Source organism: Bradyrhizobium sp. CCBAU 11357, assembly GCF_028128865.1.
Lineage (GTDB): Bacteria > Pseudomonadota > Alphaproteobacteria > Rhizobiales > Xanthobacteraceae > Bradyrhizobium.
In genome coordinates this window covers 1-21,551 of sequence record NZ_LBJW01000104.1, presented here as the reverse complement: position 1 = coordinate 21,551, position 21,551 = coordinate 1, and the positions used below count along the sequence as shown (strand labels likewise).

Genomic DNA, 21,551 nt, shown 5'->3' with positions numbered 1-21,551 from the left:
CGCCAGGGCTCCGTTCCGATGACATCGGGACCGAGCTCCGGATTGTTGTTGATGCGTTTTCTTGACGCGAGCCCGACGCCGCTTCGCCCGAAGACGCTCTGGGGAGAGCTGACATGCAACTGATCAAGACGATTTCGGCGGACCGCCGCGCGATGCTCAAGGGCCTTGCAGCCGCGGCAATGGCGCCGCTTGCGGCGCCGGCCTTTGCCGCCGCGGGCCTTCCGCCGCAGCCGACCGGCCCAGCCGCCGCTGTCGCAACCGACAAGTCCTATTGGGCGGCCGTGAAGGGGCTCTATGCCGTCACGCCTGAAATCGTCAATTTCGAGAACGGCTATTGGGGCATCATGGCCGAGCCCGTCAGGCGCGAGTTCATTCGCCAGTCCGACATGGTCAATTATCAGAACACCTACTACGCGCGGCTGCGTGCGGGCACGGATTTCGAGGCGGTGCGCACCAAGGTGGCGGAGGCGGTCGGCGCGCTCCCCGAGGAGATCGCGCTCACACGCGGCGCGACCGAAGCGCTTCAGCTCCTCATCGGCGGCTACAACAGGTTGAAGCCGGGCGACGGCGTGCTCTATGCCGACCTCGATTATGATTCGATGCAATACGCGATGAACGCGCTGAAGGCGCGCCGCGGCGTCGACGTGGTCAAGTTCGACGTGCCGGAGCCCGCCACCCGCCAGGCGGTGCTCGACGCCTATGCCCGCGCCATCGAGGCGAACCCGAGGACGCGGCTTCTGCTCCTGACCCATGTCAGCCATCGCACCGGCTTCGTCATGCCGGTCGCTGAGATCGCCCGCATGGCCAAGGCCAAGGGCATCGACACCATCATCGATGCCGCCCATTCCTGGGGACAGCTCGATTTCCGGGTGAGCGAGCTCGAGGCCGATTTCGTCGGCTTCAATCTGCACAAATGGATCGGCGCGCCGCTCGGCGTCGGCTTTCTCTACATCAGGAAGGACCGCCTTTCGGCCATCGATCGCGACATGGGCGACGAGGATTTTCCGGAAAGCGACATCCGCTCGCGGGTGCATACCGGCACGGTCAATTTCGCCACGGTGCTGACCGTGCCGACGGCGCTGGCGCTGCATCAAGAGATCGGCGCGGCGGCCAAGCAGGCGCGCCTGCGCCACTTGCGCGACTATTGGGTGAGCCGCGTCCGCGGCTTCAAGGACATCGAGATCCTGACGCCGGACGAAGCCGGCTCATATGGCGCGATCACGTCCTTCCGCCTCGCCGGCAAGACCGGCAAGGCCGACAACGAGGCCATCGTTGCGAAGCTTCGCGACAGCTACAAGATCATGACGGTGCGCCGCGCCGGCGTCGCCAAAGGCCAGTGCATCCGTGTGACGCCGGCGCTGTTCACCGACGAGGCCGATCTCGACCGCCTCGTCGAGGCACTGGCCGTCATCACGGGGACGAAGACGGGGTGAGGGCGGGGCGGAAGCGGCGACGTCGGGCGTCAACTGCGGCTCGATGATTGGATGAGGTCCCAGCGGTTGCCACACAGATCCTCGAAAACCGCCACGACGCCATAGGCCTCGTGGCGTGGCGGCTGGACGAAACGCACGCCGGCGGCGACCATGCGCGCATGATCGCGCTCGAAATCATCCGTTTCCAGGAACAGGAAGACGCGCCCGCCGGTCTGGTCGCCGATGCGCGCTGTCTGCGCCGGACCGTCTGCCCGCGCCAGCAGCAGGCCAGAACCGGGATTGCCCCGCGGTCGCACCACTACCCAGCGCTTGCCGCCGCCGAGCGGCGTGTCCTCGCAAAGCTCGAAATTCAGGGCACGCGTGAAGAAGGCGATCGCTTCGTCATAGTCGGCGACCACGAGACTGATGAGGGACAGACGCTGATTCATCGCGCGACCTGGCGAATGGCGGCAAGCTCGTTGTCGGGAAGTCGGGTAGCAAAACACAGCACGGGCGTGTGATCACCTATGTGACGCCTCGGCGTCGCTCACGTCATGGATAGTTTTGTGATTGGATTGCTGCTTGCCTTTACACATTCGGCGGCCGTCCGCCTCAGGCGGCCGATAGTCGTACGCGGAACTTGCTGCCGGTCGCCTCTGCATAGCGCAAAAGTGTCTTTGTACTCGGCAGCGTTTGTCCGCTTTCAAGCCGGGCGATCGTGGACTGGCTGGTGCCCATTCGAGCGGCCAGTTCGGACTGTGACAGACCGGCCCGCACGCGAGCCCTGAGCAATTCAGCCGCGATCTCGAATTCAGGAGCGAGCGCGTCGTACTCCGCCTTGACCTTCGGGTTGGCAAGGAGACGCGCCTTGAGCTTCTCGAACGGGATTGTCATATCATGTCCCTTCCAGTTGCGTATATTCGCGCATAGGCAAGATCACTCCATCGTTCCAATGAGATCACCGTGTGATCTCATCTGCTCTCCGTAACGCGAGTTCGATCTCCGCCCGCGGGGTCTTTTGCGTCTTCTTCACGAACGCACGTACGATAACGACTCTCCGGCCGATCGCCGTGACGTAGAGCGCGCGCGCGATACCATCACGTCCCGTCAGGCGCAGCTCCCAAAGCTTCCCTTCAAGGTGCTTGACGTGCGGTTCACCCAGGCTTTCCAGACCAGCCGAGGTAATGCGCTCCGCAAGTCGGAGAAAGCGGGCCTGCATGTCGGCGGGCAACGCGGCGATTTCCGCAGCAACGGTTTCGTTGAGGATATCAACTTGCCAAGGCACGATGCTCATTATATCTCATTTTTGAGATAGCAGCAAGGGCATACGATAAGCTTGTTAGCGGTTCCCGGTGCTTGGCATTTCTCTCATTGGCGGTGCCGCTTCCTTCTGCGGATTAGTCTGGCGCCGGTTCCAAGCCCCGGGAATGTACCGCAGTCACCGCCACCCCAGCGCCGGCGCCACATGCGTCAAAATCGCCTCGATCGCATGCGCGCAATAGTCGACGCCGAGCTGGTTCGGGATCGTCAGCAGCAGCGTATCGGCTTCGGTGATCGCCTCGTCCTGCCGCAGCTGTTCGATCAGCACATCCGGCTCGGCCGCATAGCTGCGGCCGAAGATCGCGCGAGTGCGCGGGTCGATGAAGCCGATCTGGTCTTCGCTGCCGCGCTCGCCGCCGAAATAGGCGCGGTCGCGATCGTCGATCAGCGCGAAGATGCTGCGGCTGACGGAGACGCGGGGCTCGCGCTTGTGGCCGGCTTCCTTCCACGCCGCGCGGTAGGCTCGGATCTGCGCCGCCTGCTGCACGTGAAAGGCCTCGCCGGTCTCGTCGTTCTTCAGCGTCGAGCTCTGCAGGTTCATGCCGAGCTTCGCCGCCCACACCGCGGTGGCGTTCGAGCCGGCGCCCCACCAGATCCGCTCGCGCAGGCCCTGCGCATGCGGCTCCAGGCGCAGCAGCCCCGGCGGATTGGGAAACATCGGCTGCGGATTGGGCTCGGCGAAACCTTCGCCGCGCAAGAGGTCGAGGAAGACCTCCGCATGGCGCCGCCCCATGTCGGCATCGCTCTGGCCCTCGGCCGGCCGATAGCCGAAATAGCGCCAGCCGTCGATCACCTGCTCGGGCGAGCCGCGGCTGATGCCGAGCTGCAGCCGCCCGCCGGCGATGAGATCGGCGCTGCCGGCGTCCTCCACCATGTAGAGCGGGTTCTCATAGCGCATGTCGATCACGGCCGTGCCGATCTCGATTTGGCTCGTCCGGGCGCCGACCGCCGCAAGCAGCGGAAACGGCGAGGCCAGCTGCCGCGCGAAGTGGTGGACGCGGAAATAGGCGCCGTCGGCCCCGAGCTGTTCGGCCGCGACGGCCAGCTCGATCGATTGCAGCAGCGTATCCGCCGCCGACCGCGTCCGGGATTGCGGCGAGGGCGTCCAGTGCCCGAAGGAGAGGAATCCGATCTTTTTCATGGCTTCACCCTAGCGCATGTAGCGCCGGATGGGTGCCCTGCGTGTTGACGAAGCCGTGACTCCTCAAGCGCAGGCCACCCAGCTCCGGTCAAGAGCGCGGCGATCGCGAACTACTGCACCTCGGCGATCTTCGGGCCAGGTGACGGCATCTGCGCATTGGTTGCCGACGGCCGGTTCGACGGCGAGGCCGGGTCCGGCGATCGGGACGCGGCGTCGGGCGGCGCTCCTTGCGATGGTCGACGGGCCGCATTGGTCGGAAGCACGATCACCTTCGCGCCGACTTTCACCCGCTCGTAGAGGTCGACGACGTCCTCGTTGGTCAGCCGGATACAGCCGGACGACACCCGCTTGCCGATCGTATCGGGCTTGTTGGTGCCGTGAATTCGATATTCGGTCTCGCCGAGATACATCGCCCGGGCACCGAGCGGATTGCCGGGCCCGCCCGCCATGAACCGCGGCAGATAAGGCTGACGCGAGACCATCTCCGCAGGCGGGCGCCAATCCGGCCATTCTGCCTTACGCGCCACGGTCTGCTCGCCGGACCACGCGAAACCTTCGCGGCCGACACCGATGCCATAGCGCATCGCCTGCGTGTCGTTCAGGACGAGATAGAGGAACGTGTTCTTGGTATCGATGATCACCGTGCCCGGCATCTGGTGGCTGGAATAGTCGACCACCTGCCGGACCAAGGCGCCGGGAACGTCGGCGTCGGCCTTCGGCGGCTCGACCAGCGGCGCCGGAGCCGGAATCGCAGCCGGCGCGGGCGCTGCTGCAGGAGCCGGAGGTGCCACGTAGACCGGACTTGACGATGCCATCGCCTGCGGCGCGGACGGCTTCCGCACCGGTTGCACGCTCGCCGGGGGAGCCAGCAGGCCGTACCCCAATGCGGCAACGGCCACGGCGCCAATTCCAACGCGCGCGGCCATCGGCAGTGCGATCGTCTCGACCTTCCGGCGTTTGGCCCGCTTGCTCATGTCTTTTCCTAGGTCGTTATGCCCCAGGAGAGGTACCCGGCAAGATTTAAGAAACTTCGAAGCACCCGTTGACGATGGTTAACGCCATCATCGTGAAATGGCGCAACTCCAAGCCGATGTAACGGCCGGAGAAATTGAAGAAGGCGTGTGCCGCGATGGCGCTCGCACTCGGACCGAATTGGTTTCGGCCGCGGTGGTACGCTCCGCCGCAAGCACGCGGGCGCGAAGACTTTCCAATTCGGACAACAGAGACGTGAGCTGTTCCACACGCTCATGCAGCAGCACAGCGGCGTCAGCCGCTAGGTCATGATGTTCATGCATGTCGTGTAACCCCCAAACCAAGCTTTCGAACAGGCTTGGATCATGGCCCGGCGGTGGACCAATCGGGAAAATGATGCAATCGCGACTGAAATCCGCCGACGTTGTTCCAGCATCAACATATGTGAATCGTATGTTGTTTTAGCCCAAAGTTTGCCTCGGATTGCATCAGGCGCGTGCACGGAAATGCAGCCGAGGTCCGGGTTGAGCGCCGTCCCTCGGCGAGGCACAGTACGCACGTCGGGTGGGTTGAGCCCTTGCGAAACCCATCAAGCCTCGCGACAGGCGGAGGAATTGACGGGTTTCGCTGGCGCTCTGCCCATCCTCCGGGCTAACGCTCTAGAACCAGGGGGCGGTCATCGCAGTCGGACCATGACTCGCAAGAGAGAGCGCGTCCATCGCGAACAGCAGAAGCTGCGTTAGCATGAAAATCGTCAGCGTTGCCTCAACACGGACAAACGCCAGAGCCGCGTTGGTGATGGTTGCGGCATCCTGCTAAGCGTGACCCTTGCCGGCATTTTCGATAAAGCCGCCCTTCGGAGCTTTGTGAGGCATATCCCATCCAAAGTAGACCTCCACCCGAACGATCTTGTCTCCGCGAGCGGTGGTTACCTCACAATTGCGAAACCGGTGGCCTCCTGCAGCAGCTGCCTCATAGACGATGACTGCTCGGTTGCCATTCTCGGTCGCGATGACTTCATCGAAGGAACTGGTTTTTTCGCTGTTGGGCCAGCAGCGGCGCAGATAAGTCGCACGATCCAACTCGTTGTCGATTGGACTTGAGAAGTGATAATCGTCCGCAAGAAGCGCTTCGATCGCTGTCCGATCCTTATCGACGTAGGCCTTTAACCTGGCACGTGCCAGATCGAGCGCGCCTTTCATCATGCCATTTTTCCTTTTGGAGTTCGACGAACGAAAGGCCGACCGCAACTCCTCAAAGAGCTCGGGGGCCTCGAGCTGGACGAAGCGCCCTCCCTTGCTGGCCTCATCCCAGGCCAGAATGACGTCATAACTTGAGCCTCAACAACCTTCGGTAAAAATCGTTCCGGGCTCGCGCTGCGCGCGCGGGGCCAGAATTTCGTGAATGGAACTTCGAGGCTTCCGTTGAATGTCCGCACCGATGCCGGTGCGCGGAGGCGTCGAGCCAGCTACACAAAGAAATCATGCGTCGGATGGTGCTCGATGCCTCGTGTGTGATCAACTGCGCTTTGCTCCGCGTGCGACGGGCCAATCAGGTCTGCATCCGGGATCGGCGCCAGATCAGCATGTCCGCCTCGGTGCGGACCATGTTCGGCCGCGTCGGCGCCGTAGCCATTCGCACGATGATCCGAATCCTTGGCCCATGGCACATCGTTCTTGAAACGGAAGGAATCGCCGGCCCTGGGCGAGGCAGCGGTTTGTGCCGGACCGGCGTCATGCTCCGCTTGGTCGTTGCCGCGAGCCTTTTGGCTCGGCTCGGCATGCAGCTTCGTGGAAGCGTCTGAATGGGTCTGTTGCGAGTCACGTTGCGACTGGCCGTGATTGGCGTGGCTTCCCGGTCCATCATTCTTGACATGCTGCTCGGCAGCTGCGGAACCGTCCTTCGAAGCGTGACGCAGTTGCCCAGGATTGGAGTCGTGTCCGGTTGGATCCTGCTTGTCGGCTGCTGCGCCGTTCTCCGAAGCATGCAAGTCACGCTGCGATTGCCTGTGACTTGGATCGTGACCCGGTGGCTCGTGCTCGGCATGCGGCTTGCCTGCTGCTGCGCCGTCTTCCGAAACGTGCGAATCGCGTTGCGATTGTTCATGATCGCGTGAGTCTGCTGCGGCCGCCTGCTCGACGCCGCCATGATCACTCAGTGCGTCGACGGCACCGGATCCGATGTGAGGGTTATCGCTGCCGCGGAAGCTGTCCTCGCGCGCGGCAGCATCGATGATCTGAACTTCGTCGGCTCTGGCCATGGCATCGCCTGGGGCAGCCTCGAAGGCAAATGATTCATGGTGTCTGTCGGAATCGAGCCAGGGCAGGCTGTCGAAGCCGTTGAAGTCGGGCCTGCCGGGATTATTGAGGGCGACCAACTCGCTGCGGGCGTTTGTGTCTGCCCACGCAAAGACATCGCTCGGGCTGTCCCAAACGGTGGACGCCTGGGCGTGACGGCTGAGGAGTTCGTAGATCGAGAGGCCGACCGCGGTCATCATGAACGGGCCGAAGTTGCTCGAGCTCGGCCTTGAAGGGTTGAGTGTCGGCACTGTGATCGTGCTGCCAGCAACATCGGCTCGGGATTCGATGAGCTTGCTCGCCCGCATCGGCATCTCAGCCAGCGAATTCTCGACGCGGACGGCTTTGGCCGCTTTGCCCGAAGCAGCGTTCGCCTTTTGGGGGGCAATCTTGATGGTCACGACCGCGCCGGTGCCGTCGGCGGTCATGACCGTGACAGGGTGGGCATCCGCATGGTCGACTGCGCTCGCGTTTGCGGATTGAATGTCGTCGAGCACGGCCCAAATCAGAGCTGCAAGCACGCCGACGCCGCCGTAAAGGCGCGACAGGGCGAACCTTGCGAGTTCCGTCCGGTTCTTTATGCCAAGCTGCGCAGATATCTCTTCGATACGCGCCTCAACTCTGGCTGGGGCGACCTTGATCTGGCGCGCAATCTCCTTGTTCGACATGCCGCTGGCGGCCAGGCGGATGATCTTGTGCTCCTGGTCCGTCAGTGCTTCGCCCAAGGGGCCATGACCGGTCCTGCGGGCTGCGGCCGGCGCCACCAGCCTCAACGACTGCAACAGGTTCTCCGGCTCCTCGCGCATCGGTATAGCAGCGCAGGCACCGGCAGCGATGGCCGCCGCGAGATCGCCACGGGCGATCGATGCGGTGTAGAAGACCAGCCGTGTGGCAAGGCTTTCGGCGTTGACGGCGGCGAGCATTCCAGACGCCGTTACGTCGGAAAATCCGTCCTCGACGAGCGCGACATCCGGCGTCAACGTCCGGACGGCTTCGAGGCAATCGGCTCCATTGGTGCAGGATGCAACGATCTCGAAGTCACGCTCCGTCGCAAATAGCGACTCAAAACCCTGCAAAACGATCGGACGGCGATCTGCGATCACGAGTCGGATACGACGCATCTGCTCTGGCCCGCCTGGCTTCCCGCCTTGATTGGCTCAGCAAGGCGACCGGGTTTTGGCGGCGTCACCTTCAGGAGCAGCGCAGCAACGCACAACAGCCCGCTTGGTTCCCCTTCGACTTTTTGTTGCCAAGGTGCAAAAATGTCGGTCCGAACCCGATCTGGTCCGGCGCTCGCATTTTCATCCATTCATTCTTCGGAGACGCATCATGCAGGTTTACAATGTGGTCAAGTTCAAGGTGAAGCCCGGCGAGGAAGGCGCCTTCCTCGATGCGCACCGGGACGGCAAGGCCAAATGGCCGGGGCTGGAGCACGGCGTCATCATCAGGACCGGCGATCAGACCTTCTGCCTCATCGGCACGTGGTCCAGCCAGGATGCGCTGGTGGCGGCACGCTCAGCGATGATCAAGACCCTCGACAGCTTCAGGTCCGTGCTCGAGGACCAGGGCAATGGACGCGGTGTGACGGACGCGGAGTCGGGCGAGGTCGTGCTCGCGCTGTAGCCGGCGAGCAGCCCCGCGACTTCATCACCCGCAAACCCTTGGTCGTGAACCGCTGCGTCTTGCCGCCGAGGCGAATCGGACGCCCGGTGCCGGCGGCCTTGCCGGTGCCCGGAAGCTGATGTGCTGGGACGAGTGGGGCTGCCAGCCGGGGGGTTAGCTTCTGGCTTTCATGCCTGCGCGGCATGCCAGAATGCTCTCGTGAGTCTGCCTCACCAGCTCTCGCGCTTCCCAAATCGCCTCGTCGGCCCGTTGCAAGACATCCTCTGACGAGCGGGATGACGAAGGCAGCGGCAATTTCTTTCTGTGCAAGACGGAAGCGGTCGCGTCGGCAACATGATGAACCAGCGCGACTGTTGATCCCTTGTCATCGAGCACTGACCAATTCTTCGGGTACCAATAACGTACCTGCCATGGTCGTCCATCGGGTTGGATGTCATAGCGCTGCAGAGGCATAACGTGTCCCCGCCCTGTGTGCAGCACGGTCTCGAACGACGCGCTCAGATTGCGAACGCCATCCGCCCCCGCACAAAGTGGGTTGTCCGGAAACGCCTCGAACATGTCCAGACCTGCCAGCGTCTCCCGCGAGCGCGAGACCTCGCGGAGGTAACTCTCGTTGGCGTCGACTATCCTCAAGTCCGGCGCAAGGACCAGTATCGGAAGAGGCGAATGCTCGAACAGCCGCCGCCACACGTTCTGTGCTTCCGCCATCACCGCAGCGGGCGACCGGAAGTTCGGTTGGCGAGTGGCGATCGTCATGTCTCGACCCGTTATTCAGCGCGTCTTGCCGCTTGTTTGTATCGAAAATAGGCGTTCGCAAGCCTTTTTGGAACATGGAACCGATTGCGACGCTTCCCCCGGGCCTGGCGCGGGCGACCTCTCTTCGGGGAAATGGTCGCTTCGGGAACTTCGGCCGTTCGATTTCACTTTCCTAACAGATTGGGAGAATGGCATGTCCTTGGACCGCAACGCTGAGGTTCAGCATCTTGCAGAGGCTGATCGTCACGTCGCCGTCGCAGAACGGTCCATCGGACATCAGCTGATCGAGATAGAGCGGCTACGCGAAGGTGGTCACAACACGGAGTTGGCGGAGCAAATGCTGGAAACTTTCCGCCGTACTCTCCAAGAGATGCAGGAGTACAGGAAGCACATCATCAGGACCATTGAGGGTATCGACGCTGGAGAGCTATAGGTTCTGCAGGTAATCCCAGGAACACGCGACGCTTGCAACTTTCCACTTACCTGCCAGCGAAGGAGGCCACTAATTGAGGCGGCCTGCCTTGCTTCCAGGACAGCTCGTCCGCAATCCGGCGCTGGTGGATACAATGAAGCTGCTCGTCTAGCTTCCTTGCCTTTTCCATTGCTGCGTACAGCTCATCGACGAGCTGTTCGCTCGCTGCAATCGCCTTGTCCGCCCGCTGAAGAAGTTCGTCCTGCATCGGACTATAACGCCGCACGACCTGGGCTTGTTCTGCAGAACAGTCCGCGCGAAAGCCAAGAAACGAAACTTAGGGCCGTGCCAAAGTTCTGCGGCGGTCAGCCCGCGACTATCGCCGCGCGGCGTGAAGGAAACGGTCAGCGGGCGCGCCGACGCCATCCATTTGATGACGCTCCCGTTCGCGCAATTCATCGACGAGACGTTCGAGGTAGGACGGCAGTGGCGAGGCTTCGTGAAGTAAATGTTGTTGCAACCTGTCGCCCACCTCGTCGCAGATCGACCGGGCAGTCTTACGGTCGATGTGGTCCGATATTCGATTGGCTGGTTCCATATCGAGACCTTTCGATCAGGCCCCACGATTAACTTAAGTTAGTGGGGTGAAAAATGTTTCGCGAAATTTCCGAAGCAGCCGATGGTTCCCTCAAACGGAACACTTGGCCTCGCCGGGGCGGCGCAGCCTCATAGGCACTCCAAAGCGACGCGCCTTCGCGATGTGCGCGGCAGACTTGTTGCCACCGTCAGCGCTGGTGTCTGCAACCCGTCAAGTTAGTGAAGCTTTAAATTATTGGGGTGCCGCCGCAGCAGCAGTCGCCACGTATTTCGTGTAGAATTCGGCGACCCGTCCGCGCCACATGCCGACGAACGCCTCTGACGTGACGTTGTCGACCGATTTCCAGCTGCGCTTGAAGGCCGGAAGTGCATTGCCCCAGATCGCGCGTTTGCACCACCGCTCACCCTTCTCCTTGCCTTCGCTGCTGGCGCACATGGATTTCCAGGCGAGGCGAGCGGGCTTGCTGATGTGCTCGGCGGCGCCTTCCCAGCCCTGCTGATGGATCAGGTAGAGATCGCTCATGTCCGGCTTGCGGCGCGTGATCCACTCGAATTGGACGCCCTCGGTAATGATTTTGTAGGCGGCCGCAACGGCGTTGTCCCGCGGACTGCGAATCTGCCCGAAGCCGAACTTGCCGAACTCGTAATGGCTCAGCTGAAACAGCCCGATATACGACCCGGTGCGTTGATTGGGGTTGAAGCCGGATTCGATCTTGGCAACCGCCATCATGAAATGGAAATCGAGACCAAACGCGTCGGAAGCGCGCTTGATCTCCTCAGTCGGCGTTCCGACCGGAATGTCCTTGAACGCGCGCAAGACGATCTCCGCCGGTTTCTCGGCGGGCGGCAGTTCGGACCAGACGTAGTAGACCAAATGACGGAAATCTGGCGTCGACGCCGCTTTCGGAGCATCGTTGGACGCATCGCGTTCTTGCGGCAGCGTTTGGACGAAATCCTGTCCCAACGACGCCAATTTCGGCGCGACGGGTGCATCGACGATCTCGGCTTCGGTGCGTGGCGGCCTGGAATCTGCTGACGTCACCGCGCCAGGCTCTGCGCTTTCCGCCCGAAGCGCTGCCGCAAGTCTGGCGGATGCCTCTGCGTACACGGCAGGCGTCACCATGTTCGCAGGAGCCGCCATGCTCGCCGCAGCCGGTATGCTCGCTGCCGCTTCTGGCATGACATCCGGCAACGTCGCGGCCGGTCTGTTACCGGCGGCCAGATAAAGTCCCGCGGATGCGACAACAGCCACGATGCAGCTGGTCTGCCAGACCTTCATTGCCCGAAGTGCACCGATGGCTTCTGTACGAAGGCTGTTGGCATGGTCCTGCGGCCTGTGGGTCAGTACTCTTCGTAGAATCTTAAGGTTTAAATGTGGTGAACGAGGGCAGGCGGCCGCTGGCGGGAGACGCTCGTAGGGTCGGCTAGGGGGCAAAGCCAGCCAATGGGATCCGATCTTAGCGGCTTCCGCTCTACACCCCGCAACGGAAGCGCCGACAGCCATCGGGACCGTCGGCTAGGGGGCCAATAGGCGACATCTCAGCCGGACGTGAACGAGGCCGACTGTGGCGGCCCTCGGGACGACAGGTGCATGGGTCGGTGCGGAGCGGTGCCGACCTCTGCAACGTCGAACATTGGCGACCTTACATGCGACCTCTACAAGTCTCGCGATACCTACGGCAATTTCCTTCGCCTCGTTCGCCCAACTCGTTCTTGTAGAGGCAGGCTTGTCTCAGTTCGCCGCACACATCCCTCCGAACTGGTCTTTGGCAAGTCTCCCGGTATCTGCGGCAATTGCCTTCGCCCCGCTCCCCTAACATGTCCTTGTTTTCGCAGGCACGCCGCAATTCCTCGCATTGCCGACCCCCTCGACCGTCGTCCACTCGGACGCCTCCCGGTCCAAACTCGATGGATTGGGAAAAGGCGGAGATCGGAATTACGAAAAGAGCAGTTGCTGCTGCGGCGCCGAACGCATACTTGCGCATAGCCGAAATGGGAAATTTCCTCATAGCGTCTCCTCCATTGTGCGTAGATTACGAAGCAGCGTGGAGTCGGGTCCACGGCTGGGAACTACGTTATGTGTTCACTAACCTTTCGGTTCCTGGACGGAGACCTTAAAGGGTTGATCTGAACCCCAGCCGAATGGGCAGTTCAGGGGCTGTTTATTTCGAGCTTACCGATCTCCGCGTTCACAAGCGCGCTGTTCCCCAGGGTTGATTTCCGCTAAGGGTTAAAACGCGAAGAACTCAGGTTGAGCAAACCTGGTCCGCTCTGGCTCAAGATGCGGACTACCGACCGCCGAGGCGCAACGTCACCGATGGCCCATGTGCGGAGATTCGGCAAACTAAGAAGGGAGGCAGTGCCAGCGCTTTTAATGCCCCCTGATGTGCTGAGCTTGAATCATGCGGGACCCATCATGCCGATCAGCTTCCAGAGGTCACGTCGACGACTGCTTCGGCGAAGGCTTGCGGCGCTTCTTGGGGCAAATTGTGTCCGATGCCACCCTCGATGGTTCGGTGTGAATATTTGCCCGAGTACATCTTCGCGTAGGCGGCAGGGTCCGGATGCGGGGCGCCATTAGCGTCACCCTCCATCGTGATGGTGGGCACGCTGATGACGGGCTTCTGGGCAAGCCGTTTCTCAAGCTCGTCATATCGCGGCTCGCCTTGGACGAGACCGAGCCGCCAGCGGTAACTGTGGATCACAATCGCGACATGGTCCGGATTGTCGAAAGCCTTCGCGCTACGATCGAAGGTGGCGTCATCAAAATCCCACTTCGGAGAGGCGATCTGCCAGATCAGCTTCGTGAAATCGCGACGATGCTTGTCGTAGCCAGCGCGGCCGCGTTCGGTGGAGAAATAGAATTGGTACCACCATTCGAACTCGGCTTTCGGAGGCAGCGGCATCATTCCATCCTCCTGGCTGCCGATCAGATAGCCGCTCACTGACACCATGGCCTTGCAGCGTTCTGGCCAAAGCGCGGCGATGATGTTGGCGGTTCGCGCACCCCAATCAAAGGCGGCTAGGGTGGCTTTCTGGATTTTGAGCGCATCCATCAGGGCGACGATGTCAAGGGCGACCGCAGATGGCTGGCCGTTGCGGAACGTCTCGCTGGAGCGAAAGCGCGTCGTGCCATAGCCGCGGAGATACGGCACGATCACCCGATAGCCCGCCGACGCCAACAGCGGCGTAACATCCACAAAGCTGTAAATGTCGTAGGGCCAGCCGTGCAAAAGCAGCACGGGTGGACCATCGGCGGGGCCTGCTTCGGCGTAGCCGGCATTGAGCAAACCCGCATCGATCTGCTTCAGCGGACCGAACGAAGTGTGCGACCCCGGCTTGACCGAGGGTAGCTTTGCTGTAGCAGGCTGCGCGTCCACCGCGCCGATCATGCCGAGCTGGGCGGCGGCGACGGTTAAGGCGGCGGTACCGACAAAGTGGCGGCGACGATGGTCGATGTCTTGGGATGTTTTGTTCGTATCCATGACAAGTCTCCAAATTCGATAGTCGGCAGGAGCGTGTTGCCTGGGCCATGAAGCTGTAAGTTAGCACACCAGTGCTTGCCGGGCTGCGTTGTGCATCACAGAAAGTCCGCCGGTTCGACTTCCGGAAAGGGTCAAAACGCGAAGAACTCAGGTTGAGCAAATCTGGTCCGCTCCGGCTCAACGAGCGGACTTCCGACCGCCGCGGCGCAACTTCGCAGATGGGCCAGAAGGCGACATGATCCACAAAGCAAATGGGGTAGCGTGGGTGCGCTCTGTACGTGAGGTTTCATGAATTCAGTCGAACCAGACCTTAAGCTCGGCGGATTTGGAGATTACAATCCAGTGTGGCACTGGCGGCCACGTGACGGCAAATTCATGATCACGCCCGACCATATGACCCAGTCGCACGAATTCGAATTCTACCTTGATCAGACTTACCTAGGACCTCTCTTGGACGGATGTAGAAGCGTTTTGTCACGCTGGCCAGTACGCCCGCAGGCTTCTGCTTCGGGCCAAAGGCTGCCTTGACCAGCTTCATAATTTTGGCGGGTCAACGCCCGACAGCTGACCTCGCGGCGCTCCGAGCTGAGGTCTAGCACGGGCCATAAAGCGGAGCTCACGAAACCGCGCGTGAGCCACCGAACGCTTCCGCAAAAGCGACGAGATGAATTGCGAACTCGATAGCCTCGCGACCGCGCGCTGGTTCCGCAATGGCAAAATTCTCAGACTGCTCTTTTCGTCCCGTTAACCTACTTGCAGCCGGTTGAGGAACGGACCCACAAATCATCGCTTCCTCTTGGACAAGAAACTTGTTGCAGGCGTTCCTTTGCGGGCGCCGGGAATTCATGGAGGCGTGTATGCGAATGAAGCTTTTCCATGCGGTCACGGTCTGCGTTGCATTGTCCGCAGCAGCACCACTCGCGCAAGCCCAGGTGGGCGCGGGTGTTGGCGCCGGTGTTGGAGGTGTCGGTGCAGGTGCTGGTGCGGGAGTGGGTAGCGGTGGCGTCGGCGCCGGTGTTGGTGCCGGAGTTGGGGGCGTTGGCGCGGGTGCCGGCGCCGGAGTGGGCGATGGTGGCGTCGGGGCCGGCGTTGGCGCTGGAGTTGGTGGTGTCGGCGCGGGTGCTGGCGTCGGAGTGGGCAGTGCTGGCGCCGGTGCTGGAGCGGGCGCCGGAGTTGGCGGAATTGGCGCTACGGGGGGCGTGGGTGTCGGCGGAGGCGCGGCAGGAACTGGCGCAGGTGCGAGTGTTGCAGGAGTTGGTGGGGCAGGCGCGGGAGTTGGTGTCGGTTCTAGCAGCGTAGGTACGGGGGGCCTCGGCACCGGCGGGCTTGGCACTGTTGGCATTGGTCCTGGTGCCGCGGGAGCCGTGGGCATTTCAAATAATGGCGTTGCCAATGCAAACAACAGCTCTGGATTGGCAGGCCTCAATCCTGCCAACGTCGGCACAGCCTTCGCGACATTGGAGGTCGCAGAGCAGCAGCGGGTGTTGCGGCGCTGTGCAGCCGTCCTGAAACAGCCGGGTCACTACGACCGAGAAACACGGGCCGTTTGCCGTGTGATAGCCGCTAAATGAAGTAAAGATCGTCTTTGTCTCTTTCGAGATCGGAATCGACGGATAGACAAATAGTAAGAAGGCTCGGCAAGAGAACGCCGAGCCTTATCTTCAGGCCGAGCGATCTGTCTCACTGCAAGCTGACCTTCGCTCCCAACTCCTTGGAGAACAAGGACCCAGTCTCCGCGAACACGCCAAAGCTTGCTGATAATAAGTCATGCGTCCGCCGGCTCTCGCGCGCCCGCACGCGCGGGGATTTTACCAGCGATCCAAAATCGCGTTCGACGGCGAGGAGCACAAGCAGCGGTCATGGCGGGCACGGCCCTGCGACCGGTCTGCCGCCGATAGCCGACGCGGCAAAGGCCCGCCACTTTGTTCGGCGACGGGCCACATTCGGACATGTGCGTCGCTAGGCTGACGAAGGTCCTTCAACAATCTTCCAATACGAGTCCTTGCGGATCACCTCGTCCGCGCGAAAAGTGTAAAAGTCACATCCTCGGACCTCGATCTTTTTTCCTTCGCTTGTCGTGCCCGTTAGCGTCCATTTTGAAATGCCCGTGTTTGCCATCGTATCCACAAAATGCTCGGCGTCGCCGTAGTGAACATCCGGTAAGCCTTCAAAGCGCGTGGCGAGCCCGTCTCGTACGTTGCGTTTGCCCTCGAAGCGGGAGCCCCAAGGCTTGCTTCCCCTCGGCATCTCCAAGACACAATCGTCAGCAAAGAACTCCATGATGGAATCCAAGTCGTGCGCGTTGAACGCTTCGCACAGCGCCGTCAATTTCGATCGAATGTCCATCCTTCCCTCCATCGAGTTCTCGGAAGGGATACAATAACACAGGGGCACACAGGTGAGTTGAAGGGTCGATTAGACGTCCGGTCGATGTCGCCTTCGGGTCAAAAGCGCCGTTTTGACCAGCGGTCGGGCGCTTCCGGTTCACCCCCAACTCCCGAACAACTCGCAGCTACGCCCTATTGGAAGCGGAGGGCCACAAGCCGACGTTCACGTCCGGTCGCTCCTCTCAGGCTATCGGTTTGCTGCGGAACATGCACTTGCTATCGACGTTTTACGCACGCTTCCACATAGCCATTGAAAGCCTTGCGTCTCCTCTGGTTGCACGGAGACCCATTGCGCGAGCTTCGTCTCTACATCGCTCTATCCGTGCTGCGAATTTCGGGCTCTGAGCAGCGACGCAATAAGCGCGGTAGCGGCTGGATGGGTATTGCGAACAATCTTCGGCGCGGGCACTCATGCTGCCTAGGGTCATAGGCGGCGCAGTGATAGACCAGCCAAGCGGCCCGTAGAAGAAAATGCATAAAACACCCGCCAATCGAATGCTTCAATGCTAGATTGAAGAGATCGATCTTGTCCACTTCCTAAGGAGAGGCGACGGGTAGCGGCGCGTGCTAGAATCTGTCGTTGGTATCCGAGCGATACCGCAGCTTCCATAGTACTGTTCGGGTCATGCTCAGGAAGCAGACATTGCGGCGCTCCGCGACGGGCCAAAAGCGGCCGTGCGCGTAGCATGTGCATCCGGCTCATTGGACCGCGGCGAACAAGTCCCAAGTTCCCGGAACGCCTTTGAGATCGAAGGAGCCGCGCTCCGCAAACTTCAGGTCGGCGCCTGCAACCAAATCGGTCACAACGCGAGTTGCCGAAAACTGCGAGCTGCGCTTCTGTGGGGGTCGCTATGCCGGCCACTTGCCGCATCATTTGACCGGAGCCCCAATCCGCCATCACTTTCTCGGCGACGGCTTCGAACTGATCAGCAGGAATTGAGTGCCCGGCCCGCATAAAGCCTCCGATTAGCACCAGATGAGACACACGATCCGGATGAGTCGCTGCGAACAGCAGGCTCATAGGGCATCCCTCGGAGAAACCCAACAAGACGGTTCTGCGAGAGCCCACAGCATCCAAAACGGCGCGGACATCGTCCATTCGCTCTTCTAACGAAGGAGCTCCAGGCACTCGATCTGACAGACCTTGGCCTCGTTTGTCGAATCCGATCACACGAGCAAAGCGGGCAAACCGCTGTACATTCTTAACAACGTTCGGCAATTCGTAAACGAGTTCAAGGTGAGAGATCGATCCATTTACCAGGGTAATGTCGATCGGCCCGCTCCCTGCGACTTGAAAGGCAATGCTCAGCTCACCGCTACGTGCGTATCGAGTTTTGGGTATCACGAAATCTGTCATATCGGCTCCATGTACTGGCGCCCAATTTGGTAGCTCAATCATATCTTTGAACGACCGGACGTCCACTCGTTATTGTCCGCTTAGGGTCGAAACGCGAAGAACTAAGGTTCAGCAAATCTGCTCCGCTCTGCCGCGAGGAGCGGACCTCCGTCAGACCCCACGTAACTTCGCAGATGGGCGGGAAGCCGACCTTGCTGATATCGCGGAACTCGCTTACCTTGCGTGATGTGATCTGCCCGACATGCGTTCGAACCGGATGGCGCCTCATGCTCCGTCCGTCAGCGCAAGGTGCCGCCCCTGATCCAAATTCGTCGGCGGTTCGCAAGGTGCACGCGATGGCTTGCAGCAACTCTTCGGGCGCAACACGACCACCGTCGGTATAGGCGGAGCTCGCGGCCATCCATGGCGGACCCATTATGCGTCAGGAGGTCAGAATGAAGGGCGCAGTCCAACGACAAACTGTCGAGCTTTCGTCGTTTCCCGATCTGGTCGTGATCTATCTCGGGATGCGCGTCAATGCCTGGACCGGGATAAGAACCTTGCTCGGCTTGGGTCCGCAGATTCAGGACGCAGTCGACAAGCGGCCTGAAGGGCTTCTCCTGCACGAGAATTTCATCATGTCCTTGTTTCCATTGCACCTCGGCATGCGACAATATTGGCGCGACTTTGATGCGCTGGAGGCGTGGTCCCGTTCGATGCCGCACCGCCAATGGTGGCAGGATTTTCTGAAGTCATCGCGCGGCACTGGCTTCTGGCATGAAACTTACTTCATGCGAGGCGGTATGGAAGCCATCTACGATGACCTGCCGACGCCTATTGGCCTCGCACAATTCGCGCCGCTGCAGCCCGCCCGTGGGCCAATGTTCTCCGCCCGCCACCGGGCCAAATTATCCGGCCAGTTGCTTCCCTCAGTGATCGAAGAGTCCCAATTTTACGGTGGGGACGGACCCGCGTAGCTTTCGCTCTCGATTCCAGTGATGTCTCGTTTGAGGCAAGCGCGTCGGTTTAGTCCGGCCGCGATGGCTTCCGGTCAGCTCCGATGAGCGGACATCTTCAGTGCTGATCGGAAGGTCTCAAACGGGCCATGTACGGACTCATGCAGTGCAACATCACTCGATCACTTGGTCGGCGCGAGCGAGCAACGAAGCTGAAATCTCTATGCCGAGCAGCCTCGCGGTCTTAAGATTGATAAGCAGTTCAAACTTAGTTGGTTGCGCAACCGGCAAGTCGGCAGGCTTGGCACCTTTGAGAATTTTCTCCACATAGTCGCCGCTTAACCGGAAGAAGTCGGTGATATCCGCTCCATAGGACATTAGACCACCCAATTCCACAAACTCCCTGCCCATTGCGATCAGGGGCAGCCGGAGCTTTGCGGCGAAATCAACAATGCGTTTTCGTTCGGCGAAAAGCATCGGGCTGGGAAATACGATGAGGGCGTCAGCTCGTTCATCTGCAATCGCGGAGAACGCCTTATCCAATTCGTCCGGCCCCCGCGCGGCGAACAAACGAAGCTGCAAGCCCAAGGTCTGTGCCGCCCTTTCTGCGTCATTCATCATGTCGTTCATGGTGCGCGCGCCATACGCGCCGGGATGCCACAACGCTGCGACCCTGACAATCATGGGAAGCGCTTCCTTGAGTAGAGCGAAACGCTTAGGGACCAGTTGCGGGCCAAGGAAGGTCAGTCCAGTGGTATTACCACCGGGTCTCGCGAGGCTAGCGACAAGCCCGTCACCAACGGGGTCGCCCATTACCGCAACAACAATCGGGATAGTGGTAGCTGTTCGCTGTACGGCACGGCCGGCCACCGAGTTCGAGGCCACGATGACGTCGGGGTTGAGACCGACAAGTTCGCGGGCCAACGCTTCGAAACGTTCGATCTTCGAGTCCGCTGCTCTGACTTCTACGATCGCGTTCTGACCATCGACATAGCCGTGTTCGCGTAAACCTTGGTAGAAAGTTTTAAGAATCGCCCGCGCCTCCGGAGACTCAAGGGCTCCCGTGACCAGGAAACCTATCCGCGCGACCTTCTTTGGCTGCTGGGCTATCGCCGCAATCGGGCACACCGTAGCGCTCGCAAATGCCGCAATGAAATCGCGTCGGCGCATATTCTCGTCCAGCGAACCTCACAGAAAAGTCGCCCTCTATCGAACTTAGCATATCGTACCGGGCCAGTATGTGCTTTCGTGCGTCTGGGATGCCACACTCCTTCTGCTAAGGGTCCAAAGCGCCGGTTTGAACAGCGGTGTGCCCCGATCAGCAGACCACAACTGCGCCAAACCGAACTTCGCCATGGTCCAAAGCGGTCGTGAGCAGCCGGGGCAAGTCAGTCGTTATTCGATCACCTCGTCGGCGCGGGCGAGCAGCATGTCGGGCACCGAAAGACCGAGTGCCTTTGCAGTCCTTAGATTGATGACGAGGTCGAGCCGGGTGGGGAACTCAAAGGGTAAATCGGCCACGGGGGTGCCCTTGAGTATCTTATACACGTAGCTCGCAGCGCGATAATTGCAATTTCAGAATCCAACCGCAAGCCGCTATCTCGCCGACTTTTGCAACAAAATCGGCCAGAAGCGGTCGTGAGCAGCCGGGGCAAGTCAGTCGTTATTCGATCACCTCGTCGGCGCGGGCGAGCAGCATGTCGGGCACCGCAAGACCGAGTGCCTTTGCAGTCCTTAGATTGATGACGAGGTCGACCCGGGTGGGGAACTCAAAGGGTAAATCGGCCACGGGGGTGCCCTTGAGTATCTTATACACGTAGCTCGCAGCGCGATAATTACATGCCCGAAGATCAATTCCGTAGCTAATGAGGCCGCCCGCATCCACGAGTTCGCGGTATCCATAAAGGGTCGGGAGCCGAGTTGCCGCTGCGGCAGCGGTGATCTGAGCCCGGTCTAAGAGTAAGAAGTTCGCCTGCAGAACGATGACGACGTCAACGCGCTCCGCTTTAAACCTTCTGAACGTGGGTTCAATATCCTCGGTTCTTTGAGCATCCGCACCGACGATCGTGATTTCAAGTTTCGCTGCGATGGCGTTGATTTCATCCCACTGGGGTGCTGTTTTGATATCGCTCGTATCACGGTTCAATATCCTCGGTTCTTTGAGCATCCGCACCGACGATCGTGATTTCAAGTTTCGCTGCGATTGCGTTGATTTCATCCCACTGGGGTGCTGTTTTGATATCGCTCGTATCAGTTACGATCCCAACTTTTTGCGCGCCGGGAACGATTTCCCGCGCGATCTCAAGCTGCTTTGCAGGCAGCCCTCGCACGTAGGGCATGATGCCGGTCAGGTTGCCAGTTGGACGGCGAAGATCGTTTTCCGACAATCCAAGCGCGGTCAGGTTTCCCAGCGCTGCAACAACGATCGGGATGGTTGATGTTGCCTGCTTGGCGGCAAGCGCATTGGCGCTGGCGGCGGCAAAAATGACATCGGGGCTGAGCTGAACCACCTCCCTCGCTACCTCTGGTAACTTCGCGGTAGACGCGGCAAGTCGGAACGTTATGTCGAAATCGCGCCCCTCGATGTATCCGAGTTCCCGCAACCCCTTCAAGAACGATGGCCAGGCTTCGTAACCTTTGCGCTGAGCTGGCGTACCTGATCCAAAGGTGCCGACAACGGGCCGTGTCCTCGGAATCTGGCCTCGTGCGACAGATGGCCACGCAATTGCTGCACCGCCAACTAGTGTTACGAACTCGCGTCGTCTCATGTGTCCACCCCCAGGAGAGGGAGACTTGTCGTGACAAATCATAGCACGTTGAGAGGAGCGGGGCGATTTTCATTACGTCTATTGGGGGT

The 21,551-nt window shown here is 60.6% G+C and carries 21 protein-coding genes and 1 pseudogene; 5 read left to right on the top strand and 17 right to left on the bottom strand.

From position 1 onward, the window contains the following. Positions 1–113 precede the first annotated feature (113 nt). Positions 114–1,433 carry an aminotransferase class V-fold PLP-dependent enzyme gene (locus XI05_RS21980; RefSeq protein ID WP_271505501.1) on the top strand — a complete coding sequence of 440 codons (1,320 nt, stop codon included), beginning with the start codon at positions 114–116 and terminating at the stop codon, positions 1,431–1,433. Positions 1,434–1,462: 29 nt separating this feature from the next. On the opposite strand, the gene XI05_RS21975 is transcribed toward XI05_RS21980, so the two are convergent. The 7 genes from XI05_RS21975 to XI05_RS21945 form a co-directional block, all read right to left on the bottom strand. Beyond that, on the bottom strand, positions 1,463–1,861 hold the full coding sequence (locus XI05_RS21975; RefSeq protein ID WP_271505499.1) for a VOC family protein: 399 nt from the start codon (positions 1,859–1,861) through the stop codon (positions 1,463–1,465). Between the two features lie 163 nt (positions 1,862–2,024). Continuing rightward, positions 2,025–2,306, bottom strand: a complete 282-nt coding sequence (locus XI05_RS21970) for a helix-turn-helix domain-containing protein (protein WP_271505497.1) — start codon at positions 2,304–2,306, stop codon at positions 2,025–2,027. 64 nt (positions 2,307–2,370) lie between these two features. After that, complete coding sequence (locus tag XI05_RS21965) at positions 2,371–2,706, bottom strand: type II toxin-antitoxin system RelE/ParE family toxin (protein ID WP_333939967.1); 336 nt, start codon at positions 2,704–2,706, stop codon at positions 2,371–2,373. A gap of 144 nt (positions 2,707–2,850) precedes the next feature. After that, positions 2,851–3,873: an LLM class flavin-dependent oxidoreductase gene (locus tag XI05_RS21960; protein WP_271505494.1), complete on the bottom strand. Its 1,023-nt coding sequence runs from the start codon at positions 3,871–3,873 to the stop codon at positions 2,851–2,853. 110 nt (positions 3,874–3,983) lie between these two features. Next, on the bottom strand, positions 3,984–4,847 hold the full coding sequence (locus XI05_RS21955) for a L,D-transpeptidase (RefSeq protein ID WP_172786740.1): 864 nt from the start codon (positions 4,845–4,847) through the stop codon (positions 3,984–3,986). 813 nt (positions 4,848–5,660) lie between these two features. Continuing rightward, positions 5,661–6,050 carry a nuclear transport factor 2 family protein gene (locus tag XI05_RS21950; RefSeq protein WP_271505492.1) on the bottom strand — a complete coding sequence of 130 codons (390 nt, stop codon included), beginning with the start codon at positions 6,048–6,050 and terminating at the stop codon, positions 5,661–5,663. Positions 6,051–6,313: 263 nt separating this feature from the next. Then, positions 6,314–8,263 (bottom strand): response regulator transcription factor, encoded by a 1,950-nt coding sequence (locus tag XI05_RS21945; RefSeq protein ID WP_271505490.1) that lies wholly within the window; start codon positions 8,261–8,263, stop codon positions 6,314–6,316. A 208-nt stretch (positions 8,264–8,471) separates the two neighbouring features. On the opposite strand from XI05_RS21945, the gene XI05_RS21940 reads away from it, so the two are divergent. Then, positions 8,472–8,765: a DUF718 domain-containing protein gene (locus XI05_RS21940; RefSeq protein WP_271505488.1), complete on the top strand. Its 294-nt coding sequence runs from the start codon at positions 8,472–8,474 to the stop codon at positions 8,763–8,765. A 153-nt stretch (positions 8,766–8,918) separates the two neighbouring features. Here the strand turns inward: XI05_RS21940 and XI05_RS21935 are convergent, their stop codons facing one another. Beyond that, on the bottom strand, positions 8,919–9,521 hold the full coding sequence (locus tag XI05_RS21935) for a PAS domain-containing protein (RefSeq protein ID WP_271505486.1): 603 nt from the start codon (positions 9,519–9,521) through the stop codon (positions 8,919–8,921). A 193-nt stretch (positions 9,522–9,714) separates the two neighbouring features. Here XI05_RS21935 and XI05_RS21930 point away from each other — a divergent pair, with 193 nt between their 5' ends. Continuing rightward, positions 9,715–9,954, top strand: coding sequence for a hypothetical protein (locus tag XI05_RS21930; protein WP_172786744.1), 240 nt, complete (start codon positions 9,715–9,717; stop codon positions 9,952–9,954). A gap of 46 nt (positions 9,955–10,000) precedes the next feature. On the opposite strand, the gene XI05_RS21925 is transcribed toward XI05_RS21930, so the two are convergent. The 3 genes from XI05_RS21925 to XI05_RS21910 all read right to left on the bottom strand — a co-directional run bounded on the left by XI05_RS21925 (position 10,001) and on the right by XI05_RS21910 (position 14,015). Then, positions 10,001–10,201 carry a hypothetical protein gene (locus XI05_RS21925; RefSeq protein WP_271505484.1) on the bottom strand — a complete coding sequence of 67 codons (201 nt, stop codon included), beginning with the start codon at positions 10,199–10,201 and terminating at the stop codon, positions 10,001–10,003. 561 nt (positions 10,202–10,762) lie between these two features. Beyond that, complete coding sequence (locus XI05_RS21915) at positions 10,763–11,809, bottom strand: transglycosylase (protein ID WP_271505480.1); 1,047 nt, start codon at positions 11,807–11,809, stop codon at positions 10,763–10,765. 1,144 nt (positions 11,810–12,953) lie between these two features. Then, positions 12,954–14,015: an alpha/beta fold hydrolase gene (locus XI05_RS21910; RefSeq protein ID WP_271505478.1), complete on the bottom strand. Its 1,062-nt coding sequence runs from the start codon at positions 14,013–14,015 to the stop codon at positions 12,954–12,956. Between the two features lie 945 nt (positions 14,016–14,960). Here XI05_RS21910 and XI05_RS21905 point away from each other — a divergent pair. Continuing rightward, positions 14,961–15,314 carry a hypothetical protein gene (locus XI05_RS21905; RefSeq protein WP_271505476.1) on the top strand — a complete coding sequence of 118 codons (354 nt, stop codon included), beginning with the start codon at positions 14,961–14,963 and terminating at the stop codon, positions 15,312–15,314. Between the two features lie 660 nt (positions 15,315–15,974). Here the strand turns inward: XI05_RS21905 and XI05_RS21900 are convergent. Beyond that, positions 15,975–16,361, bottom strand: coding sequence for a nuclear transport factor 2 family protein (locus tag XI05_RS21900; RefSeq protein ID WP_271505474.1), 387 nt, complete (start codon positions 16,359–16,361; stop codon positions 15,975–15,977). Positions 16,362–16,826: 465 nt separating this feature from the next. Further along, a complete protein-coding gene (locus XI05_RS39830) occupies positions 16,827–17,759 on the bottom strand; it encodes an alpha/beta fold hydrolase (RefSeq protein WP_442869305.1) in 933 nt (310 codons plus the stop codon). A gap of 434 nt (positions 17,760–18,193) precedes the next feature. Between XI05_RS39830 and XI05_RS21895 the strand changes: the two genes are divergently transcribed. Continuing rightward, the gene (locus XI05_RS21895) at positions 18,194–18,715 is read left to right on the top strand and encodes a DUF4188 domain-containing protein (protein WP_271505472.1); all 522 of its coding nucleotides are present in this window, start codon (positions 18,194–18,196) and stop codon (positions 18,713–18,715) included. Positions 18,716–18,868: 153 nt separating this feature from the next. Here the strand turns inward: XI05_RS21895 and XI05_RS21890 are convergent, their stop codons facing one another. The 4 genes and pseudogenes from XI05_RS21890 to XI05_RS21875 form a co-directional block, all read right to left on the bottom strand. After that, a complete protein-coding gene (locus tag XI05_RS21890; protein ID WP_271505470.1) occupies positions 18,869–19,864 on the bottom strand; it encodes an ABC transporter substrate-binding protein in 996 nt (331 codons plus the stop codon). A gap of 225 nt (positions 19,865–20,089) precedes the next feature. Beyond that, positions 20,090–20,248: pseudogene (locus tag XI05_RS21885) on the bottom strand (ABC transporter substrate binding protein); the annotation flags it as partial. Positions 20,249–20,357: 109 nt separating this feature from the next. After that, a complete protein-coding gene (locus tag XI05_RS21880; RefSeq protein WP_271505468.1) occupies positions 20,358–20,861 on the bottom strand; it encodes an ABC transporter substrate binding protein in 504 nt (167 codons plus the stop codon). Then, the gene (locus tag XI05_RS21875) at positions 20,830–21,462 is read right to left on the bottom strand and encodes an ABC transporter substrate binding protein (RefSeq protein ID WP_271505466.1); all 633 of its coding nucleotides are present in this window, start codon (positions 21,460–21,462) and stop codon (positions 20,830–20,832) included. The genes XI05_RS21880 and XI05_RS21875 overlap by 32 nt, the downstream gene beginning before the upstream one ends. Between the last annotated feature and the right edge of the window lie 89 nt (positions 21,463–21,551).

What these genes read in the sequence shown, in the direction of transcription:
- XI05_RS21965 (WP_333939967.1), bottom strand. Translation starts at nt 2,706, where the DNA reads ATGAGCATCGTGCCTTGGCAAGTTGATATCCTCAACGAAACCGTTGCT.
- XI05_RS21900 (WP_271505474.1), bottom strand. Translation starts at nt 16,361, where the DNA reads ATGGACATTCGATCGAAATTGACGGCGCTGTGCGAAGCGTTCAACGCG.
- XI05_RS21975 (WP_271505499.1), bottom strand. Translation starts at nt 1,861, where the DNA reads ATGAATCAGCGTCTGTCCCTCATCAGTCTCGTGGTCGCCGACTATGAC.
- XI05_RS21930 (WP_172786744.1), top strand. Translation starts at nt 9,715, where the DNA reads ATGTCCTTGGACCGCAACGCTGAGGTTCAGCATCTTGCAGAGGCTGAT.
- XI05_RS21935 (WP_271505486.1), bottom strand. Translation starts at nt 9,521, where the DNA reads ATGACGATCGCCACTCGCCAACCGAACTTCCGGTCGCCCGCTGCGGTG.
- XI05_RS21980 (WP_271505501.1), top strand. Translation starts at nt 114, where the DNA reads ATGCAACTGATCAAGACGATTTCGGCGGACCGCCGCGCGATGCTCAAG.
- XI05_RS21940 (WP_271505488.1), top strand. Translation starts at nt 8,472, where the DNA reads ATGCAGGTTTACAATGTGGTCAAGTTCAAGGTGAAGCCCGGCGAGGAA.
- XI05_RS21945 (WP_271505490.1), bottom strand. Translation starts at nt 8,263, where the DNA reads ATGCGTCGTATCCGACTCGTGATCGCAGATCGCCGTCCGATCGTTTTG.
- XI05_RS21895 (WP_271505472.1), top strand. Translation starts at nt 18,194, where the DNA reads ATGAAGGGCGCAGTCCAACGACAAACTGTCGAGCTTTCGTCGTTTCCC.
- XI05_RS21960 (WP_271505494.1), bottom strand. Translation starts at nt 3,873, where the DNA reads ATGAAAAAGATCGGATTCCTCTCCTTCGGGCACTGGACGCCCTCGCCG.
- XI05_RS21880 (WP_271505468.1), bottom strand. Translation starts at nt 20,861, where the DNA reads ATGCTCAAAGAACCGAGGATATTGAACCGTGATACGAGCGATATCAAA.
- XI05_RS21955 (WP_172786740.1), bottom strand. Translation starts at nt 4,847, where the DNA reads ATGAGCAAGCGGGCCAAACGCCGGAAGGTCGAGACGATCGCACTGCCG.
- XI05_RS21950 (WP_271505492.1), bottom strand. Translation starts at nt 6,050, where the DNA reads ATGATGAAAGGCGCGCTCGATCTGGCACGTGCCAGGTTAAAGGCCTAC.
- XI05_RS39830 (WP_442869305.1), bottom strand. Translation starts at nt 17,759, where the DNA reads ATGACAGATTTCGTGATACCCAAAACTCGATACGCACGTAGCGGTGAG.
- XI05_RS21925 (WP_271505484.1), bottom strand. Translation starts at nt 10,201, where the DNA reads ATGCAGGACGAACTTCTTCAGCGGGCGGACAAGGCGATTGCAGCGAGC.
- XI05_RS21970 (WP_271505497.1), bottom strand. Translation starts at nt 2,306, where the DNA reads ATGACAATCCCGTTCGAGAAGCTCAAGGCGCGTCTCCTTGCCAACCCG.
- XI05_RS21915 (WP_271505480.1), bottom strand. Translation starts at nt 11,809, where the DNA reads ATGAAGGTCTGGCAGACCAGCTGCATCGTGGCTGTTGTCGCATCCGCG.
- XI05_RS21875 (WP_271505466.1), bottom strand. Translation starts at nt 21,462, where the DNA reads ATGAGACGACGCGAGTTCGTAACACTAGTTGGCGGTGCAGCAATTGCG.
- XI05_RS21890 (WP_271505470.1), bottom strand. Translation starts at nt 19,864, where the DNA reads ATGCGCCGACGCGATTTCATTGCGGCATTTGCGAGCGCTACGGTGTGC.
- XI05_RS21910 (WP_271505478.1), bottom strand. Translation starts at nt 14,015, where the DNA reads ATGGATACGAACAAAACATCCCAAGACATCGACCATCGTCGCCGCCAC.